Source organism: Parvularcula maris (assembly GCF_024505085.1).
In the GTDB taxonomy this organism is placed as follows: Bacteria; Pseudomonadota; Alphaproteobacteria; order Caulobacterales; family Parvularculaceae; genus Parvularcula; species Parvularcula maris.
Window position 1 is genome coordinate 70,239 of record NZ_JANIBC010000006.1, and the last position, 18,193, is coordinate 88,431.

Annotated in this window: 17 protein-coding genes; 10 read left to right on the top strand and 7 right to left on the bottom strand. The window is 65.4% G+C overall.

Annotated elements, in window-relative coordinates; genetic code table 11:
* Positions 1-206 precede the first annotated feature (206 nt).
* From NOG11_RS09335 to NOG11_RS09345, 3 genes are all read right to left on the bottom strand, one after another.
* On the bottom strand, positions 207-2,630 hold the full coding sequence (locus NOG11_RS09335; protein WP_256619489.1) for a M56 family metallopeptidase: 2,424 nt from the start codon (positions 2,628-2,630) through the stop codon (positions 207-209).
* The gene (locus tag NOG11_RS09340; protein WP_256619490.1) at positions 2,620-2,985 is read right to left on the bottom strand and encodes a BlaI/MecI/CopY family transcriptional regulator; all 366 of its coding nucleotides are present in this window, start codon (positions 2,983-2,985) and stop codon (positions 2,620-2,622) included. Before NOG11_RS09340 ends, NOG11_RS09335 begins: the two co-directional genes overlap by 11 nt.
* 97 nt (positions 2,986-3,082) lie before the next feature.
* Positions 3,083-4,195: an AI-2E family transporter gene (locus NOG11_RS09345; protein WP_256619491.1), complete on the bottom strand. Its 1,113-nt coding sequence runs from the start codon at positions 4,193-4,195 to the stop codon at positions 3,083-3,085.
* A gap of 149 nt (positions 4,196-4,344) precedes the next feature.
* On the opposite strand from NOG11_RS09345, the gene NOG11_RS09350 reads away from it, so the two are divergent.
* From NOG11_RS09350 to NOG11_RS09360, 3 genes are all read left to right on the top strand, one after another.
* The gene (locus NOG11_RS09350; protein WP_256619492.1) at positions 4,345-6,228 is read left to right on the top strand and encodes an ABC-F family ATP-binding cassette domain-containing protein; all 1,884 of its coding nucleotides are present in this window, start codon (positions 4,345-4,347) and stop codon (positions 6,226-6,228) included.
* Positions 6,229-6,314: 86 nt separating this feature from the next.
* Complete coding sequence (locus NOG11_RS09355) at positions 6,315-6,596, top strand: hypothetical protein (protein ID WP_256619493.1); 282 nt, start codon at positions 6,315-6,317, stop codon at positions 6,594-6,596.
* A 106-nt stretch (positions 6,597-6,702) separates the two neighbouring features.
* Complete coding sequence (locus tag NOG11_RS09360) at positions 6,703-6,969, top strand: hypothetical protein (protein WP_256619494.1); 267 nt, start codon at positions 6,703-6,705, stop codon at positions 6,967-6,969.
* Positions 6,970-7,200: 231 nt separating this feature from the next.
* Here NOG11_RS09360 and NOG11_RS09365 read toward each other — a convergent pair whose 3' ends face one another.
* The 3 genes from NOG11_RS09365 to NOG11_RS09375 form a co-directional block, all read right to left on the bottom strand.
* Entirely contained in the window at positions 7,201-7,833 is a 633-nt protein-coding gene (locus NOG11_RS09365) for a DUF2799 domain-containing protein (RefSeq protein WP_256619495.1), read from the bottom strand.
* Between the two features lie 212 nt (positions 7,834-8,045).
* The gene (locus NOG11_RS09370) at positions 8,046-8,708 is read right to left on the bottom strand and encodes an ABC transporter ATP-binding protein (RefSeq protein ID WP_256619496.1); all 663 of its coding nucleotides are present in this window, start codon (positions 8,706-8,708) and stop codon (positions 8,046-8,048) included.
* Positions 8,701-10,017, bottom strand: coding sequence for a lipoprotein-releasing ABC transporter permease subunit (locus NOG11_RS09375; RefSeq protein WP_256619497.1), 1,317 nt, complete (start codon positions 10,015-10,017; stop codon positions 8,701-8,703). Before NOG11_RS09375 ends, NOG11_RS09370 begins: the two co-directional genes overlap by 8 nt.
* Before the next feature lie 38 nt (positions 10,018-10,055).
* On the opposite strand from NOG11_RS09375, the gene NOG11_RS09380 reads away from it, so the two are divergent.
* Complete coding sequence (locus NOG11_RS09380; RefSeq protein ID WP_256619498.1) at positions 10,056-10,733, top strand: GNAT family N-acetyltransferase; 678 nt, start codon at positions 10,056-10,058, stop codon at positions 10,731-10,733.
* Positions 10,734-10,960: 227 nt separating this feature from the next.
* On the opposite strand, the gene NOG11_RS09385 is transcribed toward NOG11_RS09380, so the two are convergent.
* Positions 10,961-12,739, bottom strand: coding sequence for an acyl-CoA dehydrogenase family protein (locus NOG11_RS09385; protein WP_256619499.1), 1,779 nt, complete (start codon positions 12,737-12,739; stop codon positions 10,961-10,963).
* 126 nt (positions 12,740-12,865) lie between these two features.
* On the opposite strand from NOG11_RS09385, the gene vapB reads away from it, so the two are divergent.
* The 6 genes from vapB to rnhB all read left to right on the top strand — a co-directional run bounded on the left by vapB (position 12,866) and on the right by rnhB (position 18,082).
* On the top strand, positions 12,866-13,126 hold the full coding sequence (gene vapB, locus NOG11_RS09390) for a type II toxin-antitoxin system VapB family antitoxin (RefSeq protein WP_256619500.1): 261 nt from the start codon (positions 12,866-12,868) through the stop codon (positions 13,124-13,126).
* A 17-nt stretch (positions 13,127-13,143) separates the two neighbouring features.
* The gene (locus NOG11_RS09395) at positions 13,144-13,527 is read left to right on the top strand and encodes a type II toxin-antitoxin system VapC family toxin (protein WP_256619501.1); all 384 of its coding nucleotides are present in this window, start codon (positions 13,144-13,146) and stop codon (positions 13,525-13,527) included.
* The gene (locus NOG11_RS09400; protein WP_256619502.1) at positions 13,524-14,447 is read left to right on the top strand and encodes an L-threonylcarbamoyladenylate synthase; all 924 of its coding nucleotides are present in this window, start codon (positions 13,524-13,526) and stop codon (positions 14,445-14,447) included. Before NOG11_RS09395 ends, NOG11_RS09400 begins: the two co-directional genes overlap by 4 nt.
* A 206-nt stretch (positions 14,448-14,653) precedes the next feature.
* On the top strand, positions 14,654-16,087 hold the full coding sequence (locus NOG11_RS09405; RefSeq protein WP_256619503.1) for an MATE family efflux transporter: 1,434 nt from the start codon (positions 14,654-14,656) through the stop codon (positions 16,085-16,087).
* A gap of 67 nt (positions 16,088-16,154) precedes the next feature.
* Entirely contained in the window at positions 16,155-17,240 is a 1,086-nt protein-coding gene (locus NOG11_RS09410; protein WP_256619504.1) for a PA0069 family radical SAM protein, read from the top strand.
* A 227-nt stretch (positions 17,241-17,467) separates the two neighbouring features.
* Positions 17,468-18,082, top strand: coding sequence for a ribonuclease HII (rnhB, locus tag NOG11_RS09415; protein WP_256619505.1), 615 nt, complete (start codon positions 17,468-17,470; stop codon positions 18,080-18,082).
* The last annotated feature ends 111 nt before the right edge of the window (positions 18,083-18,193 follow it).

Here is an 18,193-nt window from a genome sequence, read left to right on the forward strand (position 1 = left end):
ACTCTTCCGCCATGGTAGGGGGCGCCCGCCCGCCCTTGCAAGCGCGATGGGCGGGGACCGTTTGTCTCCTATCCCGCGCCGTGCCTGTTCCTATCGCCTCCCCCAAAAGCGAAGGTGACCGCGGCGCAAGCGGGCCGGATCACCTTCTGAGGACGCTCCAGTCGCACCTAGGGGCAGGCGGTACGACCTTTTCAGGCAGGGGAGCGTCAGTCCTTGATCGTCTCGCGGTAGGCGCGGCGCTCCTCGCTCGAGAGGTTCGAGCGCTGGACGAAGCGCTGGAGCTCCTCGGAGCGCAGACGCTCCTTGCCGCCGCTGGCGCAGACCGCCCTCACATAGTCGCGGCTGCCGGGGATGCGGGCTCTCAGGATGGTCGGCTCGTCGCTGTCGTCGATATGGTCCTCGCAGTCGTCCGCGAGGTCCTCGACGAGCTCGCCGCGCTCCTCCATCTCCTCGCCCCACTCTTCCATCTTCTCACCCCAGGCTTCCATCTCCTCGCCCCAGGCCTCCATGGTCTCCTCGAAGGAGGACATGTCGGGCGCCTCGGGGATGAGGATCCACGTCCCCTCCTCCGTCTTGCGCTCCTTCAGCTTGGGAGCCTTCGGCGCTTTCGGCGCCGGGGGCGTCGGCGGGGCCATGTCGGGAGCCTTCACCGAAGCGAAGGGGTTGGAGAGAAGGATCATCGAGGGCTCGTCTCCGTGGGAGCTGACCCAGCCGAAGGGTTTGCCCTTGCCCTCCTCACTGGAGCTCCCGAAGAAGCCCTCCGACGAACCGCGGGGCGCGAAGCGGATCACCTTGTCCTCGTCGAGGGCCAGCTTGGTGTCGCCGTCGATGATCAGTCCGCGAACCTCGCCAGGCTCGCCCAGAAAGCCGAGGCGGACGGGGCCGTCGCCGAGCAGTTCGAGCTTCTCCAACTCTTTGAGACCTTCCAGACCCTGCAGGCCGCGCAGCTCCAGACGGCGAAGCTTGCCGTCTTCGTCGTCCTCGTGCTCGAACTCGAAGTGGAAGCGATGAAGCTTCTCCTGCTTGCCTTCGAGTTCGGCACGGCGCTCTTCGACTTCCTTGCGGAGCATCCTGACGCGGGCCTTACGCTCGTCGGCGTCGGCGTCTTCGTCCATCAGACTACGGATGAAGACGTCGCGCAGCTCACGCTGTTCGGCTTGGCGGTGCAGAACGTTCTTCTCAGCTTCGAGGGCGGCGCGTTTCGAGGCGCTCAGACGCTCGATCTGAATGCTCTTGCCTCGGGTCTCGAACTGGAAGCGCGGCTCGCCGTCTTTGGCACCGGTGACATTGAACTCGATTCCCGTCTCATCGGTGAAGGCATCGAGCTGGTCCTCGTTGAGGAGCTTGCCGTTCTCGTCGAACTCGAGGATCAGTACCTTGGTATCGCCGCGTCCGGTATCGACCATCAGAACGCGGTCGTTCTCGCCGCGGCTCTTCGTCTCGGACCTGTCCTCGCCTTCCTCGAGCCCGGCGGCAAAGCGCTCCCAGGGAGGCTGATCTTCCTCTTCCTGCACGAAGGTGATGCTGGTGGTGGAGCTGGCGGTGAAGCCCGCCACACCGAGGGCGGCTGCACAGGAAGCGGTGATGAAGAGGGCGCGCTTGAGCGGTCCTTGGGTGGGGTTTTGCATACGGACGATCCTTTCCTTGAGGTGGCTGTCCAGCGTCAGGGCGGGCACGGGTCTTGCGCCGCGTGCGGATTTCAAAAGGAGCTCGGCATAGCTCTTGGTGCTGACGCCCAGGGAGCGGACCGCCTCGTCGCAGGCGGCTTCCTGATCGGCCCGAAGCGCCTTCCGGGCACGCGGGGTCAGCGGGTTGAACCACTGCAGCGAGAAGGCGAACTCGGAGGCGGCCAGCACCACGAGGTCGAACCGCTTCAGATGGGTCAGCTCGTGCAAGAGTGCCATCTCCTGCTCCGCCGGGGTGTAGCGGTCCTCGAAATCGGTGGGCAGGGCGAGGATGGGCTCGCGGAGCCCCAGAAGCTGAGGGGTCGTGACCGCCCCGGAGCTGACCAGGGTGAAGGACTTGGTGGTCCGTGCCCGGACGGCCGCGTCCTCGGCCATCGTCGTGACGGCAGCCGGTGTCTCCCGCGTCTCGGCCAGGACCGTGCGCCGCCACTCCCTCGACCGCATGAAGCAGAGCGACACCGCCAGCGCCGCACCGGCGAACCACAGGCAGAGAACGAGGCCGGCCACCATCTCGGTGCTGACGGCTGCGAGCACGCTGTCGAGAAGAGGCGCGCTCTCCTCCACCGGAGCCGGCTCCTCCGTCAGAAGAACGGCAGGCACGACCATATCGTGGGCGGACGGCGTGTTCGCTGTGGCCGCCGGTACCATCTCGGCGAACCGGATCGGCAGCTCGGCTGCGGGCACGGGATCGGCAGCCGGAAGGGCTACGGGTTCCGGCGGCACCGCGTTCTTCACCCAGTGCTCTTCAGGGGGCAGCACGACCGTCTCGGTCTTTCGCAGGGTCGGCGCGACGAGCCGCAGGCCGGGCAGCGCCCAGAGCAGCATGGCCGCGCGGGGGCCGAACCTCTTAGCGACCTCGCTGCGAAGAAGCAGCACCAGGAGGACGAGCAGGCTGAACCAGAAAGTGGCTTCGAGCCCGTGGGTCAGGACTTCGCTAGCGGTCATCTTTCAGCCTCCGCACCAGGGCCTCGAGCTCGTCGATATCATCGTCGGAGAGGTCGCGGGCATCGGCGAGATGGGCCACGAGGGTCGAGGCTTTGCCGCCGAAAAGGTTGTCGACGAAGCTGCCGACTGCGGACTGGCGGTGCTCGGCGCGCTTGACCAGCGGGTGGTAGAGATAGCGCCTGCCGTCGCGCTCGACGCTCAGTGCGCCCTTGTCGACCAGCCTGGCGAGCAGGGTCTTGACGGTCTTGTCGGACCAGTCCTTGCCCTCGATCTTGGCGGCGATGTCGGCGGCGGCAAGGCCCGGTGCGGACCAGACCACATCCATGACGGACAGTTCGGCTTCGGAGATGCGCATGGCCCCTCCTCCATGACTACATCTGTAGGTCTAACACGACTACAAGCGTGGTCAATACCAAAATGTCGCGCATGACCGCGGAGTCATGAACCGGTCGCTACTCCGCCGGTACCATATCGCCCGTGGCGGGTGCCGAGTCCTGCTCTTTCTCCTCAGCCTTGTCGTCCCGCTCGGCGTGGCGGGCGGAGAGAAAGTCGCCGAGCCCCCTTAGGGGAGGGACGTGCTCGGAGAAGACGCGAAGGGCGATCAGAAGCGGCATCGCCACGATCATGCCGATCACCGACCAGAGCCAGCCCCAGAAGGCGACGGCGAGGAACACGACAACGGTGTTGAGCTTCAGCCGCTTGCCCACGGCGTAGGGGGTGACGAACTGGCCTTCGAAGGAGGTCAGGAAGAAGTAGATGAACCCGGCCAGCGCCGCCTGGGTAACGGTGTCGAAGGTTAGAAGGCCTACCGCAAAGCTGATGAAGACCCCGGAGATGGCACCGACATAGGGCACGAAGTTGAAGATGAAGGCGATCACCCCGAAGAGAAGCGGGTTGGGCATCCCCAGAAGCCACATGGCGGTGCCGATGGCGACGCCGAGCCCCGCATTGATGACGGTGATGATGAAGAAGTAGCGGCTGAGCTTCGCCTCGATGTCGCGGAAGATCTGCACCGCCCGGCGCTTGTCCTTGAACGTGCCGATGGAGTGGACGATCTTCTCGTAGAACATGTCCCCCGACGCCAGGATGAAGAAGAGAAGCACCAGCACCAGCACCACCTGAGCCATCACCCTCGGCGCCGTAGTGGCGAGCTTGGTGATCGGGTTCGGCTCCTTGATGACGACGGTCTGGGTCTCCTCGGCGGCGCCGTTGGTGACCTCCTCGATCTCCTCCCCGGCCTCGGCCACGCTCTCCATGGTCGAGCTGACGGCGGAGAGCTTGTCCTGGGCTTCCTGAAGAAGCTGCGGCGCCTCGGTCATGTAGCTGCGCACCGGTTGGGACAGGGTGACGATCAGCGCCACCACCAGCGCGAAGAGGCCGGTCACGATGAGGGCCGCCGTGATGCCGGAGGGGATGCCCACCTTCTCCGCCGCACGCCGCACCGGCGAGAAGGTCAGCGCCAGCATGAAAGAGAGCACGACCGGCATGAGGATGGCTTGGGCGTAGATCAGGGCAGCGGTGGCTGCGATCAGGAATAGCCCGATCACCGCCCACCATGCGGACATCTGCATCACGCCAGGGGATGCCTCGCCGCTAAAACCTTCAGTCTTCTCAGTCGGAACGGTGGTACTCATTGCGAGTTGGGAACACCGCCGGTGCGGCTTCGTCTCGCACTCTTGGCGGGACGGTGGCGGGGCGCTATCCGCCCCCTTCCATGCTGCACATCAACGACCTCACCTACCGCATCGAAGGCCGGACCCTGTTCGAGCAGGCGACCGCCATGGTCTCGGACGGCTGGAAGGTCGGCTTCACCGGGCCGAACGGGACAGGCAAATCCACGCTCTTCCGCCTCATCCGCGACGAGATCAGCGCCGATGGCGGCAGCGTCTCGGTTCGCCCCGGCGCGCGGGTCGGCGGGGTGGCGCAGGAGGCTCCTGCCACTGAGGAGAGCCTTCTCGCCACGGTGCTCGCCTTCGACAAGGAAAGGGAGAGCCTGCTCGCCCGAGCGGAGGTCGAGACCGACCCGATGAAGATCGCCGAGGTGCAGACGAGGCTCGCCGATATCGAGGCCCACTCTGCCGAGGCGCGCGCCGCCTCGGTGCTGTCGGGGCTAGGCTTCTCGACCGAAGAGCAGCTTCGTCCCTGCGCGGAGTTCTCCGGCGGGTGGCGGATGCGGGTGGCGCTGGCGGGCGTGCTCTTCTCTCGCCCCGACCTTCTCCTCCTCGACGAGCCGACCAACTATCTCGACCTCGAAGGCGCGGCATGGCTGGAGAGCTACCTCGCTAAGTACCCCTACACGGCGATCATCATCAGCCACGACCGGGGGCTCCTCAACCGCTCGGTCACGCATATCCTGGCGCTGGACCACCTGAAGCTGTCCGTGCACGCAGGCGGCTACGATACCTATGCCAGGCGCCGTGCGGAGCAGGCGCGCCTAGCCTCCATGCAGGCGGAGAAGATCGAGGCCCAGCGCGCCCATATGCAGGCCTTCGTGGACCGGTTCAAAGCGAAGGCCTCCAAGGCCAAGCAGGCGCAGAGCCGGGTGAAGGCCATCGAGAAGCTGGCCAGCGTCGACCTGCCCGTGGCGGCTCGCACGACGCCTTTCACCTTCCCCTCCCCCAAACCGCCCATGGCCCCGCCCATCGTGCGGCTGGAGCAGGCGGACCTTGGCTATGAGGAGGGCTCGCCGGTCCTCAGAAAGATCACCCTGCGGATCGATAATGACGACCGGGTGGCGATCCTCGGCGCCAACGGCCAGGGCAAATCCACCCTGGTGAAGTCCGTGGCCGGACGGCTACCGGTGCTGGACGGCAACCTCTACAAACACAAGAAGCTGAAAGTCGCCTATTTCGCCCAGCACCAGCTCGACGAGCTGCGACCCAAGGAGAGCCCCTACGAACACGTCCGTAAGCTGATGCCCGACGGCACGGAGGCGGAGGTGCGCTCCAAGACCGCGCAGCTCGGCTTCGGCCCGCAAAAGGCGGACACCAAGGTGGAGAAGCTCTCCGGCGGCGAGAAGGCGCGGCTTCTCTTCGGGCTGATCACCTTCGACCACCCGCACATGATGATCCTCGACGAGCCGACCAACCACCTCGACATCGACAGCCGCGACGCGCTGATCGAGGCGCTGAACGATTACGAGGGCGCGGTCCTCCTCATCACCCACGACGCGCACCTCGCCGAGGCGGTGGCCGACCGTCTGTGGGAAGTGAAGGACGGGCAGGTTGCCCGTCTCGACGACAGCTTGGACGACTACCGCGCGCGGGTTCTAGCCGCCGAACGCACGCAAGGCAGGAAAGAGAAGCCCCAGACCGAAACCTCCGCCGACCGCAGGCGCGAGGCGGCCGAGAAGCGTAAGGCGCTGCAGCCCCTGCGCAACGAGATCAAGAAGTGCGAGAAGGAGATGGACCGCCTCTCCGCCCTCATCGCCAAGCTCGACGGGGAACTGGCGGACCCCGCCCTCTACGACGCCGATCCGGCCAAGGCGGCGGGCCTCAACAAGAAGCGCTCCGACGCGGCCAGAGACCTCGCCGCCGCGGAGGAAAGCTGGCTCGAAGCCAGCGACGCCTTCGAGGCCGCCGGCGAAGAGGCGATTTGACTTCTCCGCGAGGACGCTACTTCGGACTCGCCGACGGAACCAACTCTGCTTACCTCACGTACAGAAAACCGTCACGGGAGACGATGATGAGAAAACTAACCATTCTTGCAAGCGCAGTGAGCCTTCTGGCCGTGGCCGCCTGCAGCGACAGCGAGAGCGACCTCGAGGACGATCTCGACGACGCCGCTCAGGAAATGGAGGACGCCGGCGACGATCTGGGTGACGACCTGGAGGATGCCGGCGACGACATGCGCGACGGGGCCGAAGACCTCGGCGACGACATGGAAGACATGGGCGAGGACATGTCCGACGACCTCGAAGACACCATGGACCCCGAGGCCGACGACGACGAGCCGCCGATGCGCTAAGCGCCTCGTGGTGAGGGCTGCGCCGAGCGCCGCCCTCGAAGGCTAGTGGAAGGACCCGCCTGCCCCTGGCATGGTGGGTCTTTCTGCGTCTGGGAGGGGAGAAACCATGCGAGCGATCCTGGGACTGCTACTGATACTCGGCAGTGATTTTCTGCTTCTGCAGGGAGTGCTGGGTCCTCTCACCCCTAGCGACGGCGGGCTTCCCTCGGCCAGCGACGCTGCGCTCTACGGCGCCTTGCCCTTGATCGGCCTAGGGCTTGCGGCGAGCATCGGCAGGCAGTTCGTCCGGCTCCTGGCCGTGCTCGATCTGATCGGTGCCGTGGCCATCCTCGGCTATATCGCCCTGACGGCTACGAACGTGCTGGCTGGCTAGAGCATTAGTAGTGCGTCGGTTCGCCATTCCAGCAGAAAGCCAGCGCCGCACTCACCTCTCCCTCCGGAAGAGGTCGAGCTACTGCTCACCCTCACTCGACATCGAAGATGTCGATCTCTCCCGAAGGGAGAGATGAGCGAATACGCACCTTTGGTGAGAAGTACTGCCGCCTTCTTATGTAACTGGTCCAGTAGTAGAGCGTCGGACTGATCCCGTGAAGCAGTCGGCGCTCTAAAGGCCGAAGTCCAGCTCCACCTCGCGCAGCTCCCGCCTGGCCCAGTCGAACTCCTGCTGGCGCTGAAGCAGGTTGAAGCGGGCGCGGCGGAGGTCCTGGCGGACATCGTCGCGGCGGCGGCGGCGCTTCTTTAGCTCGGCGCGCAGCTCGTTGCGCTCCTCGGCGGTCAGGTCGTCATCGTTGATGAGCCTGTCCTCGATCCGCTCCATGTCGCGCTCCCGCCGGAAGGTGCTGTCGATCAGCCGGTCGATGGTCAGCTCCGCCGAGCGCAGCAGGCTCTCAGCGCCCGCAAAGTTCGACGCCGCCCGGTGGATGCGGAAGAGATCGGGGTCGCCGCCGCAGGCCGAGGGCGAGCCGCGCCTGCGCAGCCCCGCCTGGTAGACCCCTTGCGGGGTGCAGAAGCTCTCTAGGCCGCGGTCGTAGCCGCGCTGCCACGAGACGCGGTCAGGGGCGATGCCGTGGCGTCCGCAGTCTTCCACGTAGCGGTTGTAGCGGGCGACGGTCTGCCCGTTCTGGCCGTCCTCGACGCCCAGCATCTCCCAGTCGGCCACATTGCACTGGTTCTCGCTCAGCGTCGCGCAGGACGCCGCGATCAAGCCGAACACCACAACCAGAAGAAACCGCCACATCGCCCCGATGCCCCCTCTTTTCGTTTCACACTAGCGTGACAGTGTTAACGATCGGAGACAAGGGGAGGGAAGGAGCACCTCTCCCTCCGGGAGAGGTCGAAGGCTGCGTAGCAGGCTTCGGGTGAGGGCCTTCGAGGAACCAGACTCATCCCATCACTCGCCCTCACTCGACATCGAAGATGTCGATCTCTCCCGAAGGGAGAGATGAGTAGCTACCCGATCAGATGCTTGTCCTCGATCCGCAAGGTCCGTGGAAGCCGCGCCGCCAGTTCCTGGTCGTGGGTGGCCATCATCAGCGCCACCCCCTCTTCGCGGGTCAGGCCGAGGAAGAGCTCGAACACCCTCGCCGAGGTCTCCTGGTCGAGATTGCCGGTGGGCTCGTCGGCCAGAAGCAGGGCAGGCTTGTTGATCAGTGCCCTTGCGATGGCGACGCGCTGCTTCTCGCCGCCCGAAAGCTGGGCGGGCTGGTGCCCCAGCCGCTCGCCGAGGCCTAGCCGAACGAGCAGCTCCTTCGCCCGCTCCTCGGCGGCACCCTTGCCCGACCCGGCGATCAGTGCGGGGATCATCACGTTGCGCAGCGCCGAGAACTCGGGCAGCAGATGGTGGAACTGGTAGACGAAGCCGATCTTGACGCGCCTGAGCGCCGTACGTCCGCCGTCACCCAGCGCCGCCGTGTCCTGCCCCTCGATGAGCACGCGCCCGCCCGAGGGCTTCTCGAGCAGCCCGGCGATGTGCAGCAGCGACGACTTGCCCGATCCCGACGAGCCGAGAAGCGCCGTCGCCCCTCCCCGCTCCAACGTCAGGTCGAGCCCCTCGAAGATCGTCAGCTCGCCGTAGCGGCGATCGACGCCGATCAGCTCCAGCACCTTACTCATAGCGGAGCGCCTCCACCGGATCGAGGCGCGAGGCGCGCCAGGCGGGGATGAGGGAGCAGATGAGCGTCACCGCCAGGGTGAAGAGAAGAACGCCCGCGATCTCCTCGGGGTCGATCCGTACCGGGATCTGCGCCAGATAGTAGATGTCGGCGGCGAAGAGGTCGATGCCGAGCGCGCCCGACAGGAAGGTCTCGATGGCCGGGATGTTGCTGGCGATCAGGGAACCGAGCACCACGCCCGATACCGCGCCGCTCACCCCGATCATGGCGCCGGTCATCAGGAAGATACGCAGGACGCTCCCCCCCGGTGCGCCGATGGTGCGCAGGATCGCAATGTCCGCCTTCTTGTCCTTCACCAGCATGACGAGGCCCATCAGGATGAGGAGCGTCGCCATGGCGATGATCATGAAGAGGATGATCCTGACCGCGAAGCGCTCGACTTCGAGCGCGTTGAAGAAGCTCGAGAAGCGGCTGCGCCAGTCGATGACGAAGACCGAGTTCCCCGCCGCCTCCTCAATGCCTGCGAGGTAGCTGTCGATCTGCAGCGGCTCCTCGACCCGGACCTCGACCTCGGTCACCTGCCCCTTCTTGCCGGAGAAGAGCTGCGCCTGCTCCAGCGGCATATAGGCGAGGATGCCGTCATATTCGGAGTTGCCCACCTGGAAGACGGCATCGACGCGGTAGGTCTTCTCCGTGGTCGGCAACGTGCCGAAGGGGGTCTGGCGCTGCCGCCCGGTGACGAGGGTGACGTAGTCCCCCGCCCCCGCCCGCAGCTTGGCGGCCACGCCGGAGGCGATGATGATGCCGTCCTCCTCGGTCTCTCCGTAGCCCTCGAAACTGCCGCTGCGTAGGGAGCGTGGGCCGGTCACCTCTTCCAGGGTGAACAGGTCCTCTCTCGACACCCCTTGAATGAAGACCGGCGCCTGGCCGAGCTGTCCGTTCACGGCGTAGGCCTCGACCTTGAGGACCGGCACGGCGCGCGTCACGCCGGGGGCGGCGGTGAGCCTCGAGATATAGTCCTCATCGTCAGGGAGAAGACCGTCCGACGGCTGAACATAGACATGGCCGTTCACGCCGAGGAGCTGGTCAAGCAGCGTGACGCGGAAGCCCTGCATCACCGACATGACGACGATCAGCGTGGCAACGGACAGCATGATGCCGAGGAACGCCACCACGGTGATGAAGCTGACGCCCGCCCCCTTGCGCGTGGCCCTGAGGTAGCGAAGCGCGAGCATCCGCTCGAAGAGCCCGAAGGGCTTTTGCGCCGAAGCGTCGTTCATGGAGGTTCCGCCCTCTGCTAGCAGCACCATGTGGCAAGGATCGCCGAAGACCTCAAGGAGGGGAACCGATGGACTGGAAGCCGAAAGGGTCCGAACGCCCAGGCGAAACGGTGCTCGAGGGGCGACTCGTGCGCGTCGAGCCGGTGGCTTGGCCGGAACCCGGCGAGGAGTTGGCCCGCGCGCTGGCTGAGGAGGACGATCAGCTCTGGCACTACATGAAGATCGGACCTTTCGCGGGCGCCGACGAGGCTGCGAACTGCGTGCGGGTGATGAGGTCAGGGGACCAGGCGCCCATGGCGATCCGCTCGCTCGCGACCGGCGAGGTCATAGGCATGGCGAGCTTTCTTCGTATCAGGCCGGACGACGGCAGCGCCGAGCTGGGCTCCATCGCCTATGGCCGGGCCATGCAGCGCAGCCCCATGGGCACCGAAGCTATGCTGCTGATGATGAGCCATCTCTTCGATGACCTCGGCTGGCGCCGATGCGAGTGGCGTTGCAACGCGCAGAACGAGCGCTCCTACCGCGCGGCGGAGCGGCTGGGCTTCGTCTTCGAAGGGGTCTTCCGCCAGGACCACTGGATCAAGGGCCGCAACCGGGATACGGCCTGGTTCTCGGTGATCGACGGCGAGTGGCCTGCGGTGCGGGGCGCGCTGGAGAAATGGCTGGCGCCGGAGAACTTCGACACGGATGGGCGGCAGATAAGGACGTTGGAGGAGGTTCGAAGCCAATTCCCTGAGGCAACGTAGTCGTCATCCCGGAAAGCCGAAGGCTTATCCGGGACCCATGGACCGTCCCGTTGTTATAAATGGATTCAGTCCGTCCATGGATCCCGGCTCTTCGCTACGCTTCGGCCGGGATGACGTGTCTAACTGTGGGCGGTGCGAGCAGCGTAGGGCGGCTCGCGCAGCGTGCCGCCACTTCAGAACCATACGTCGCAAGGCGGCACGCTACGTGAGCCGCCCTACGGATACGCTCAAGCCGACAGCAGCTCCACATCTAGCTCTTCCACGCTGTCCTCGCCCGCCATCACCGCCGGGGCGAAGCCGCCTGCGCGAGGCAGGAGGTTCTCGCAGTAGAAGGTTGCGATGTGCTTCCGGCCGCCGAGATACTTGTCCTCGCTGCCTGCCGCGAGGGCGCCTTTGAGGAGGTAGTGCCCGCCCGCGACATAGCCGAACTGGTCGAGATAGGGGGTGGCGCCGGCGAGGCCCGCCTCGTGGTTGGTGCTCATGGCACTGACCATATAGGCGGTGGTCTCCTTCAGGCGCTCAGCCTCGCGCTTGAGATGCCCACCAGCGGTCTTGAGGTCGTCGTCGCCCGACGCGATGGCGGCCTCGGCGTTTGCCAGTGCCTCCTCGATGAAGTCGTAGGCGAGCTTGCCCTTGCCCATGCCGAGCTTGCGGCCCGCAAGGTCGATGCCCTGGATGCCGTTGGTGCCTTCATAGATGGTGCAGATCCTCACGTCACGGAAGAACTGCGCCGCGCCGGTCTCCTCGACGAAGCCCATGCCGCCGTGGATCTGGATGCCGATATTGGTGGTCTCGAGCGCCCGGTCCGAGGAGAAGGCTTTGGAGAGCGGCGTCAAGAGCTCCTCGCGCTCCTTGGCAGCAGCCGCGACCTCCGGGTCCGGAGCGTTACGAGCGAGGTCGTAGGCGACCATGTTGGCGAAGCAGATCGCCTTGGACGCATCGGTCAGCGCCTTCATGGTGTAGAGGTTGCGGCGCACATCGGGGTGCTCGAAGATGTTGACTGCGGGGCCTGACTTGACGCCGAACTTGCGGCCCTGGGGGCGGTCATTGGCGTATTCGAGCGCCTTCTGGAAGGCCGCTTCGCCGACAGATGCCGCCTGCATGCCGACATCGATCCGGGCCGCGTTCATCATGACGAACATGTTGCGCAGGCCCTCGTTCTCCTTGCCGACCAGGGTGCCCAGGCACTCATCATTGTCGCCGTAAGCCATGACGCAGGTGGGCGAGCCGTGCTGGCCCAGCTTCTCCTCGATGGAGACGATCTTGACATCGTTGGCCTGGCCGATGGAGCCGTCCTCACCCACACGGAACTTCGGCACCAGGAACATCGAGATGCCGCGCGTGCCCTCTGGCGCATCGGGCAGGCGGGCGAGGACGAGGTGGGCGATGTTCGGCGCCATGTCGTGGTCACCGTAGGAGATCCAGATCTTCTGGCCCTTGATGTTGTATGTGCCGTCGCCGTTCGGGGTGGCCTTGGTCTTGATGTTGGCGAGGTCGGAGCCTGCCTGGGGCTCGGAGAGGTTCATGGTGCCGGACCACTCCGCCGAGACCAGCTTTTCGAGATAGAGGCGCTTCTGCTCTTCGCTGCCGAACGCCAGCAGCGCCTTGACGGCGGCGGTGGTCAGCATGGTGCCCATAGCGAAGCTGATGCATGCCCCCTGCATGGCATCGACCACGGCAAGGGCGACCGTGTTGGGCAGGCCTTGGCCACCATACTCCTCAGGGAAGGCGACCGAGTTCCACCCAGCCTCGACATACTGGCTGTAGGCTTCCTTGAAGCCCGGCGTGGTGAAGACCTTTCCGTTCTCCAGCCGCGCGCCGTTCTGGTCGCTCTCCCAATTGAGCGGCGCCAGCACGTTGTCGGCGAACTTGCCCGCCTCGCCGAGCACCGCTTCGAGGAACTCATCGGAGAGATCCTCCCAGACGCCAGTATCGCGCAGCCGGTCGAGACCGGCGGCATGGTTCAGAAGGTACTGCACATCGCGGACAGGGAAGTTATAGGCCATGGGGTGTCTCCTTAGGAGAAGGTTTCATCTCGTTGGCGCCCTTTTGGGCCGCCCGGCCCAGGAAAGCAAAGCGGCGATGCGTTGCACTGGGATAGACGGCGGGATATACTCACAGCGGAGGTCACCATGACCAAGGAAGACATCGGCATCCGCCGCACCAAACTCTACCGCAACGGCGCCAGCCAAGCCGTACGCATACCCAAGGACCTCGCCTTCGAGGAGGATATCGAAGTCGAGATCCTGCGCCGAGGCGACGAGGTGATCGTGCGGCCCGTCAGGCGCAAGCTGACCGGGCTTGGCGATGCCCTGAAGGCCATGGGCAAAGCGCTGGAAGGGTTCGAGCGCGACCAAGGTGAGGACCAGGAACGCGACTGGGACCCTCGGTGACGGCAAGCCCTAGCTACATGCTCGATACCAACATTCTCATCTACGCGGCCGCTGGCTTTGATGAGGATTTGATCGATCGACTGGAAAGCTTCGCGCATGGCGAACTGGTGCTTTCGGCCGTCAGCATGGCCGAGCTCGAACGGGGCTGGGCGGGAGGTCATTCGGACCGAGCCGAAGCGACGAGATTTCTTAAATTCATCCCCATCCTTCCGTTCGGAGAAGAAGCCGCAGCGGGCTACGCGGCCATCATGTCCGACAAGGCACGCGCGCCTAAGGGCGCTTTCGACCGCCTGATCGCCGGGCACGCGCTGAGCCTCGGCATCCCGCTCGTGACCAGCAACCAGAAGGACTTCCGGCGCCTGGAGAAGGTGCAGGTCGAGGACTGGAGTTCTTCGGCGTGACCGTGGCTACCCATCCGAAGACCGCCGAAGAAGCGGCTGCGATTCTTGCTAGAGGTCAGGTCTGCGCTCTGCCTACCGAAACCGTCTATGGGCTAGCCGCAGACGCGACCAACTGGGCAGCCGTTGGTCAGATCTTCAGTACAAAGAAGCGGCCACGCTTCAACCCACTTATCGTCCACGTCCTCGATGCAGCGAAGGCGGTCGATGTCGTTCAACTCGATAACTGCGCCGCCCGTCTGATGGAAGCCTTTTGGCCGGGTCCGCTGACAATCGTTCTTCCTTCTGCGGCCCATAGCCGTGTCGCGAAAAACGCCAGCGGGGGTCTTTCCACCCTAGCGGTTCGTAGCCCAGCCCATCCGTTGTTCAGGGCGGTTCTGGAGGACTGGAACAGTCCCATCGTCGCCCCCTCCGCCAACCGCTCGGGCAGGCTCAGCCCTACAACGGCTGCCCACGTGATCGAGGAGTTCGGCGGCGGAGTCCCCGTTCTCGACGGAGGTCCCTGCGAGGCAGGGGTCGAGAGCACCATCGTCAGCCTGACGAACAGCCGCCCCACCCTCTTGCGTCCGGGCGCCATCCCAGCAGAGAAGATCGAGGCGGCGCTGGGCCACCCTCTCCTAGCGCCGGGCGGCGGCATCGAAGCGCCCGGAATGATGACGAGCCACTATGCGCCCACGGCCAGGGTCAGGCTGAACGCCAAGGAAGCGCAAGAGAACGAAGTGCTGCTTGGCTTCGGCGGAACGCCGGAAGCCACGCTCGACCTCTCCCCAGATGGAGACCTTAGCGAGGCGGCGGCCAACCTCTTCGCCTACCTACGTCGGCTCGATGCGCTGGGCCGACCCATCGCCGTCGCGCCCATCCCCGACAAAGGACTAGGACGGGCGATCAACGACAGGCTGCGGCGGGCGGCAGCGGAGCGTTAGGTCCGGACCTAGCTCGACATCGCCGCTCTTCTACAGCGTAGGGCCAGCACGTCGTCACGTGAAAAGGTAGCTGCGGAACCGAGCGAGGGCCTGCTGCCAACACGGCCTCCTTCGGCATGTCGTCACAGGCGGGAAACGAGCTTGCAACTCGCCATGCCGCGCTGGCCTTGCTTGCCAATCGTCCCGGCCCGGTCCACACCCGGCCCATGGCCCGCGGTTCCTTCGATCTTGGTGAGCGCCGCGAGCGGCTTCTGACGGCTCCTGTGGCGAGGGTGCTCTACGACCTTTCCTGGCCGATGACCCTCGGCCTCTTCGCCGTCATCGCCATCAATGTCACCGACACCTTCTATATCGGCAGGCTGGGCTCGACGGAGCTGTCGGCCATCGGCTTCTGCTTCCCGGTCATCTTCGGCATGAGCGCCATCGCCATCGGCATGGGCAATGGCGGCGCCGCCGTCGTCTCCCGAGCCATCGGCGCGGGAAGAGAAGAGCAGGCGCGGGCGCTGATCAGCTCCACACTGATCTTCGTGACGCTGTTCGCAGCCGCCCTCGCCGTCATCATGCTGCGCATCTCGGACAATGTGTTCCTGGCGCTCGGCGCGCCGGAGGACCTGCTGCCCTACATCAATCAATTCATGACGATCTGGTACTGGGGGTTACCCTTGCTGGTGGCGCCGATCGTGCTGAACGGCCTGATCAGGGCGGGCGGGGAGGCCAAATACCCCAGCATGCTGATGGTCATCGCCGCACTGATCAACGCGGTGGTGTCGCCCTTCATCATCTTCGGCCTGTTCGGCTTTCCGGCCCTGGGGATGGCGGGGGCGGCCACCGCCACCATCATTGCGAGGCTGGTCATCACGGCCATGGCCATCGCCTGGCTGCTGCGCAACGAGCTTCTGACCTTCAGCGCCGAGACCATGCGGCGCTTCCTGCCTTGCATCGGCCAAGTGCTGCGCTACGGCGCGCCCGCCTTCTTCGCGCAGCTCGTGGCGCCGATCAGCTCGGCGATCGTTACCAGGCTCCTCGCCAGCGCGGGGCCGGAGACCGTGGCGGGCTTCGCCGTTGGCGCGCGGATCGAGAGCCTCGCCCTCATCCCCTTCTTCGCGCTTCAGACCGGTATCACGCCTTTCGTCGGCCAGAATGTCGGCGCGGGGAACGACGCAAGGCTGAGGGGCGCCGAGCGCAATGTGTGGATCTTCGCAGGCCTCTGGGGCGGTATCGGCGCACTGATCCTGTTCTGCTTCGGCGGAGCCTTGGGCGGCCTCTTCACCGAGCAGGCCGAGATCGCGGCGATCTCCGACGCCTATCTCGAGACCATCGCCTTCGGCCTCTGGGGCGCGGGGCTTCTGGCCGTGGGAATCGGCATCTTCAACCCGCTCGGCTATCCCAACCTCGCCATGGCCACCAATGTGCTTCGGTATCTCGGCCTCTACGCAGGGCTTGCGCTTTTGGGCGTACTGGTCCTGGGTCGCGAGCCGCAAGAGAGCGTCTTCGCCGCCGCCTCGGCCAGCTACGTGATTGCAGGGCTGGCGTCCGCCGCGCTCTTCCACTTCCTGCTGACGAGACCCAACCGTAAGGATCTCGCGCCTGCCCCGAGGCCCCACTCGAACACGGCCGTCACCGGGCGTAGCGCGAGCTAGGCACTCGTTTTCCACAAGGCTGCGCCCTCTATTTGCCCTGGCAACATGTTCGCTTTATGTTCCGGCCATGGCCAGACCCGCCCCTCGCTCCTTCCAGCCTACCGAAAAAGCCCGAGGGCGCGGCGCGGGGCTCAACATGGCCGGGCGCTACGAGAAGGAGAGCCGTCAGGCAGAAAACGACGGCTGGGCGGAGGAGCCGCCCCCACCCCTCAAGACCCACATTACTGAGGAAGCCGCGAAGAGCATCGTCACCTTCAACGACAGCCCGTTCGTCGGCTTCGACCGCTCCATCAACCCCTACAGAGGCTGTGAGCATGGCTGCGTCTACTGCTTCGCCCGCCCCACCCACGCCTATATGGGCCTCTCGCCAGGCCTCGATTTCGAGAGCCGCCTGTTCGTCAAACCGGAAGCGGCAGCGCTACTGCGCCGCGAGCTATCGGCGCCGAGCTATAGGGTGCGCACCATCGCCATCGGCACCAACACCGACCCCTATCAGCCCGCCGAGCGACGATACGGGCTGATGCGGCGGATCCTGGAGGTGCTGCTGGAGTTCAGGCACCCGGTCAGCCTGCTGACCAAATCAGACCTGATCCTACGCGACCTCGACCTGCTCGAGGAGATGAACAAGCTCGACCTCGTCCGCGCCATGGTCTCGATCACCACCCAAGACCGCGCCCTAGCCCGCACCATGGAGCCCCGCGCGCCGACGCCGTCCAAGCGCTTCGCGGCGGTGAAGGCGCTGAGCGAGGCGGGCATTCCCACCGGCACCGTGCACGGCCCCATGATCCCCGGCCTCACAGACCACGAGCTCGAAAGCCTGATGGAGGAGGCGAAGGAAGCGGGCGCCGGCTTCGCCGCCTACACCCTCCTCCGCTTGCCCCAGGAGGTCGGCCCCCTCTTCGAAGAGTGGCTTGACAGCGCCGCCCCGAACCACAAGCAGAAGGTGCTGCGCCATATCCGCGACATCAACGGCGGCAGGCTCTACGACGTGGGAAGGTCCAGGGGCGGCGGGCCGAGGGGCGTCTATGCGGACCTGATAGGTGCGAGGTTCAAGAAGGCCGAGCGGCGGCTCGGCCTCACCGGCAAGCCTGTACCGAGCACGGAGCATTTTCGCGTGCCGCCCAAAGCAGGTGACCAGCGGGAGCTGTTTTGATGTAGCTGCCCTGTCATCCCGGAAAGCCGAAGGCTTATCCGGGACCCATGGACTACACGGTTCGTGCAAATGGATAGGTTCGTCCATGGGTCCGTCGATCCGCTCCGCGGCTCAACCTCCGCTGACGCTACGGCGGGGATCACGTTTTGAACGGTTCAGTACTCATCCCAGGCATTTCTTGAAAGGTAGCTCTTGGCGGAAGTAGCGGCACCCTGCACCCTCCCGCCATGCACACCGCCCCCTGCCCCGCCTACGAAGCCGAGATCGCCCGGAACCGCCCTGTCCTAGGCATCGATGAAGTCGGGCGAGGCCCCTTGGCCGGGCCGGTGGTCGCCGCCGCCGCTTTCTTCCCCAGCGGCTTCCCCGAAGGCCTCAACGACAGCAAGAAGCTCACCGAGAAGCGCCGCGAGACGCTCCTCCCCGAAGTCCTGGCCACAGCCGTCATCGGCGTCGGCGGCGTCTCGGCGAGGCTGATCGACGAGATCGGCATCGGCCCCGCCACCCTTCTCGCCATGCACCGCGCGGCGGAGGCGGCCCTCGCGCAGGCCGCCTTGCCGAAAGACACCCTCGCACTCATCGACGGCAACCGACCTCCAAAGGACTTCCCCCTCCCCGTTCAGACCGAGGTGAAGGCCGACGGCTCCTGTCCCTCCGTGGCGGGGGCGTCCATCGTCGCCAAGGTCCTGCGAGATAGGGCCATGGCTCGTCTTGCCGTTCGCCACGACGCCTATGGTTGGCACACGAATAAAGGTTACGGATCGAAAGCGCACCAGGAAGCGATCCTGACGGCCGGGGTAACGGCCCACCACCGGCGCAGCTTCTTGACGAAGCTGCTCGGTTAAGGCTTCGTTCATCAAACTTAACAGCCTACGGATTAAGCGGTCCTTTACCTTGAAGACTCACACCTGAAACGAGAGCGTTTCAGGAGCGGTTCAGCGTGGCGAAGTTACCTT

Bases quoted from the DNA above. Each gene is read 5' to 3' on its own strand.
- NOG11_RS09335 (WP_256619489.1), bottom strand. From the start codon at position 2,630: ATGACCGCTAGCGAAGTCCTGACCCACGGGCTCGAAGCCACTTTCTGG.
- NOG11_RS09340 (WP_256619490.1), bottom strand. From the start codon at position 2,985: ATGCGCATCTCCGAAGCCGAACTGTCCGTCATGGATGTGGTCTGGTCC.
- NOG11_RS09345 (WP_256619491.1), bottom strand. From the start codon at position 4,195: ATGTCCGCATGGTGGGCGGTGATCGGGCTATTCCTGATCGCAGCCACC.
- NOG11_RS09350 (WP_256619492.1), top strand. From the start codon at position 4,345: ATGCTGCACATCAACGACCTCACCTACCGCATCGAAGGCCGGACCCTG.
- NOG11_RS09355 (WP_256619493.1), top strand. From the start codon at position 6,315: ATGAGAAAACTAACCATTCTTGCAAGCGCAGTGAGCCTTCTGGCCGTG.
- NOG11_RS09360 (WP_256619494.1), top strand. From the start codon at position 6,703: ATGCGAGCGATCCTGGGACTGCTACTGATACTCGGCAGTGATTTTCTG.
- NOG11_RS09365 (WP_256619495.1), bottom strand. From the start codon at position 7,833: ATGTGGCGGTTTCTTCTGGTTGTGGTGTTCGGCTTGATCGCGGCGTCC.
- NOG11_RS09370 (WP_256619496.1), bottom strand. From the start codon at position 8,708: ATGAGTAAGGTGCTGGAGCTGATCGGCGTCGATCGCCGCTACGGCGAG.
- NOG11_RS09375 (WP_256619497.1), bottom strand. From the start codon at position 10,017: ATGGTGCTGCTAGCAGAGGGCGGAACCTCCATGAACGACGCTTCGGCG.
- NOG11_RS09380 (WP_256619498.1), top strand. From the start codon at position 10,056: ATGGACTGGAAGCCGAAAGGGTCCGAACGCCCAGGCGAAACGGTGCTC.
- NOG11_RS09385 (WP_256619499.1), bottom strand. From the start codon at position 12,739: ATGGCCTATAACTTCCCTGTCCGCGATGTGCAGTACCTTCTGAACCAT.
- vapB (WP_256619500.1), top strand. From the start codon at position 12,866: ATGACCAAGGAAGACATCGGCATCCGCCGCACCAAACTCTACCGCAAC.
- NOG11_RS09395 (WP_256619501.1), top strand. From the start codon at position 13,144: ATGCTCGATACCAACATTCTCATCTACGCGGCCGCTGGCTTTGATGAG.
- NOG11_RS09405 (WP_256619503.1), top strand. From the start codon at position 14,654: ATGGCCCGCGGTTCCTTCGATCTTGGTGAGCGCCGCGAGCGGCTTCTG.
- NOG11_RS09410 (WP_256619504.1), top strand. From the start codon at position 16,155: ATGGCCAGACCCGCCCCTCGCTCCTTCCAGCCTACCGAAAAAGCCCGA.
- rnhB (WP_256619505.1), top strand. From the start codon at position 17,468: ATGCACACCGCCCCCTGCCCCGCCTACGAAGCCGAGATCGCCCGGAAC.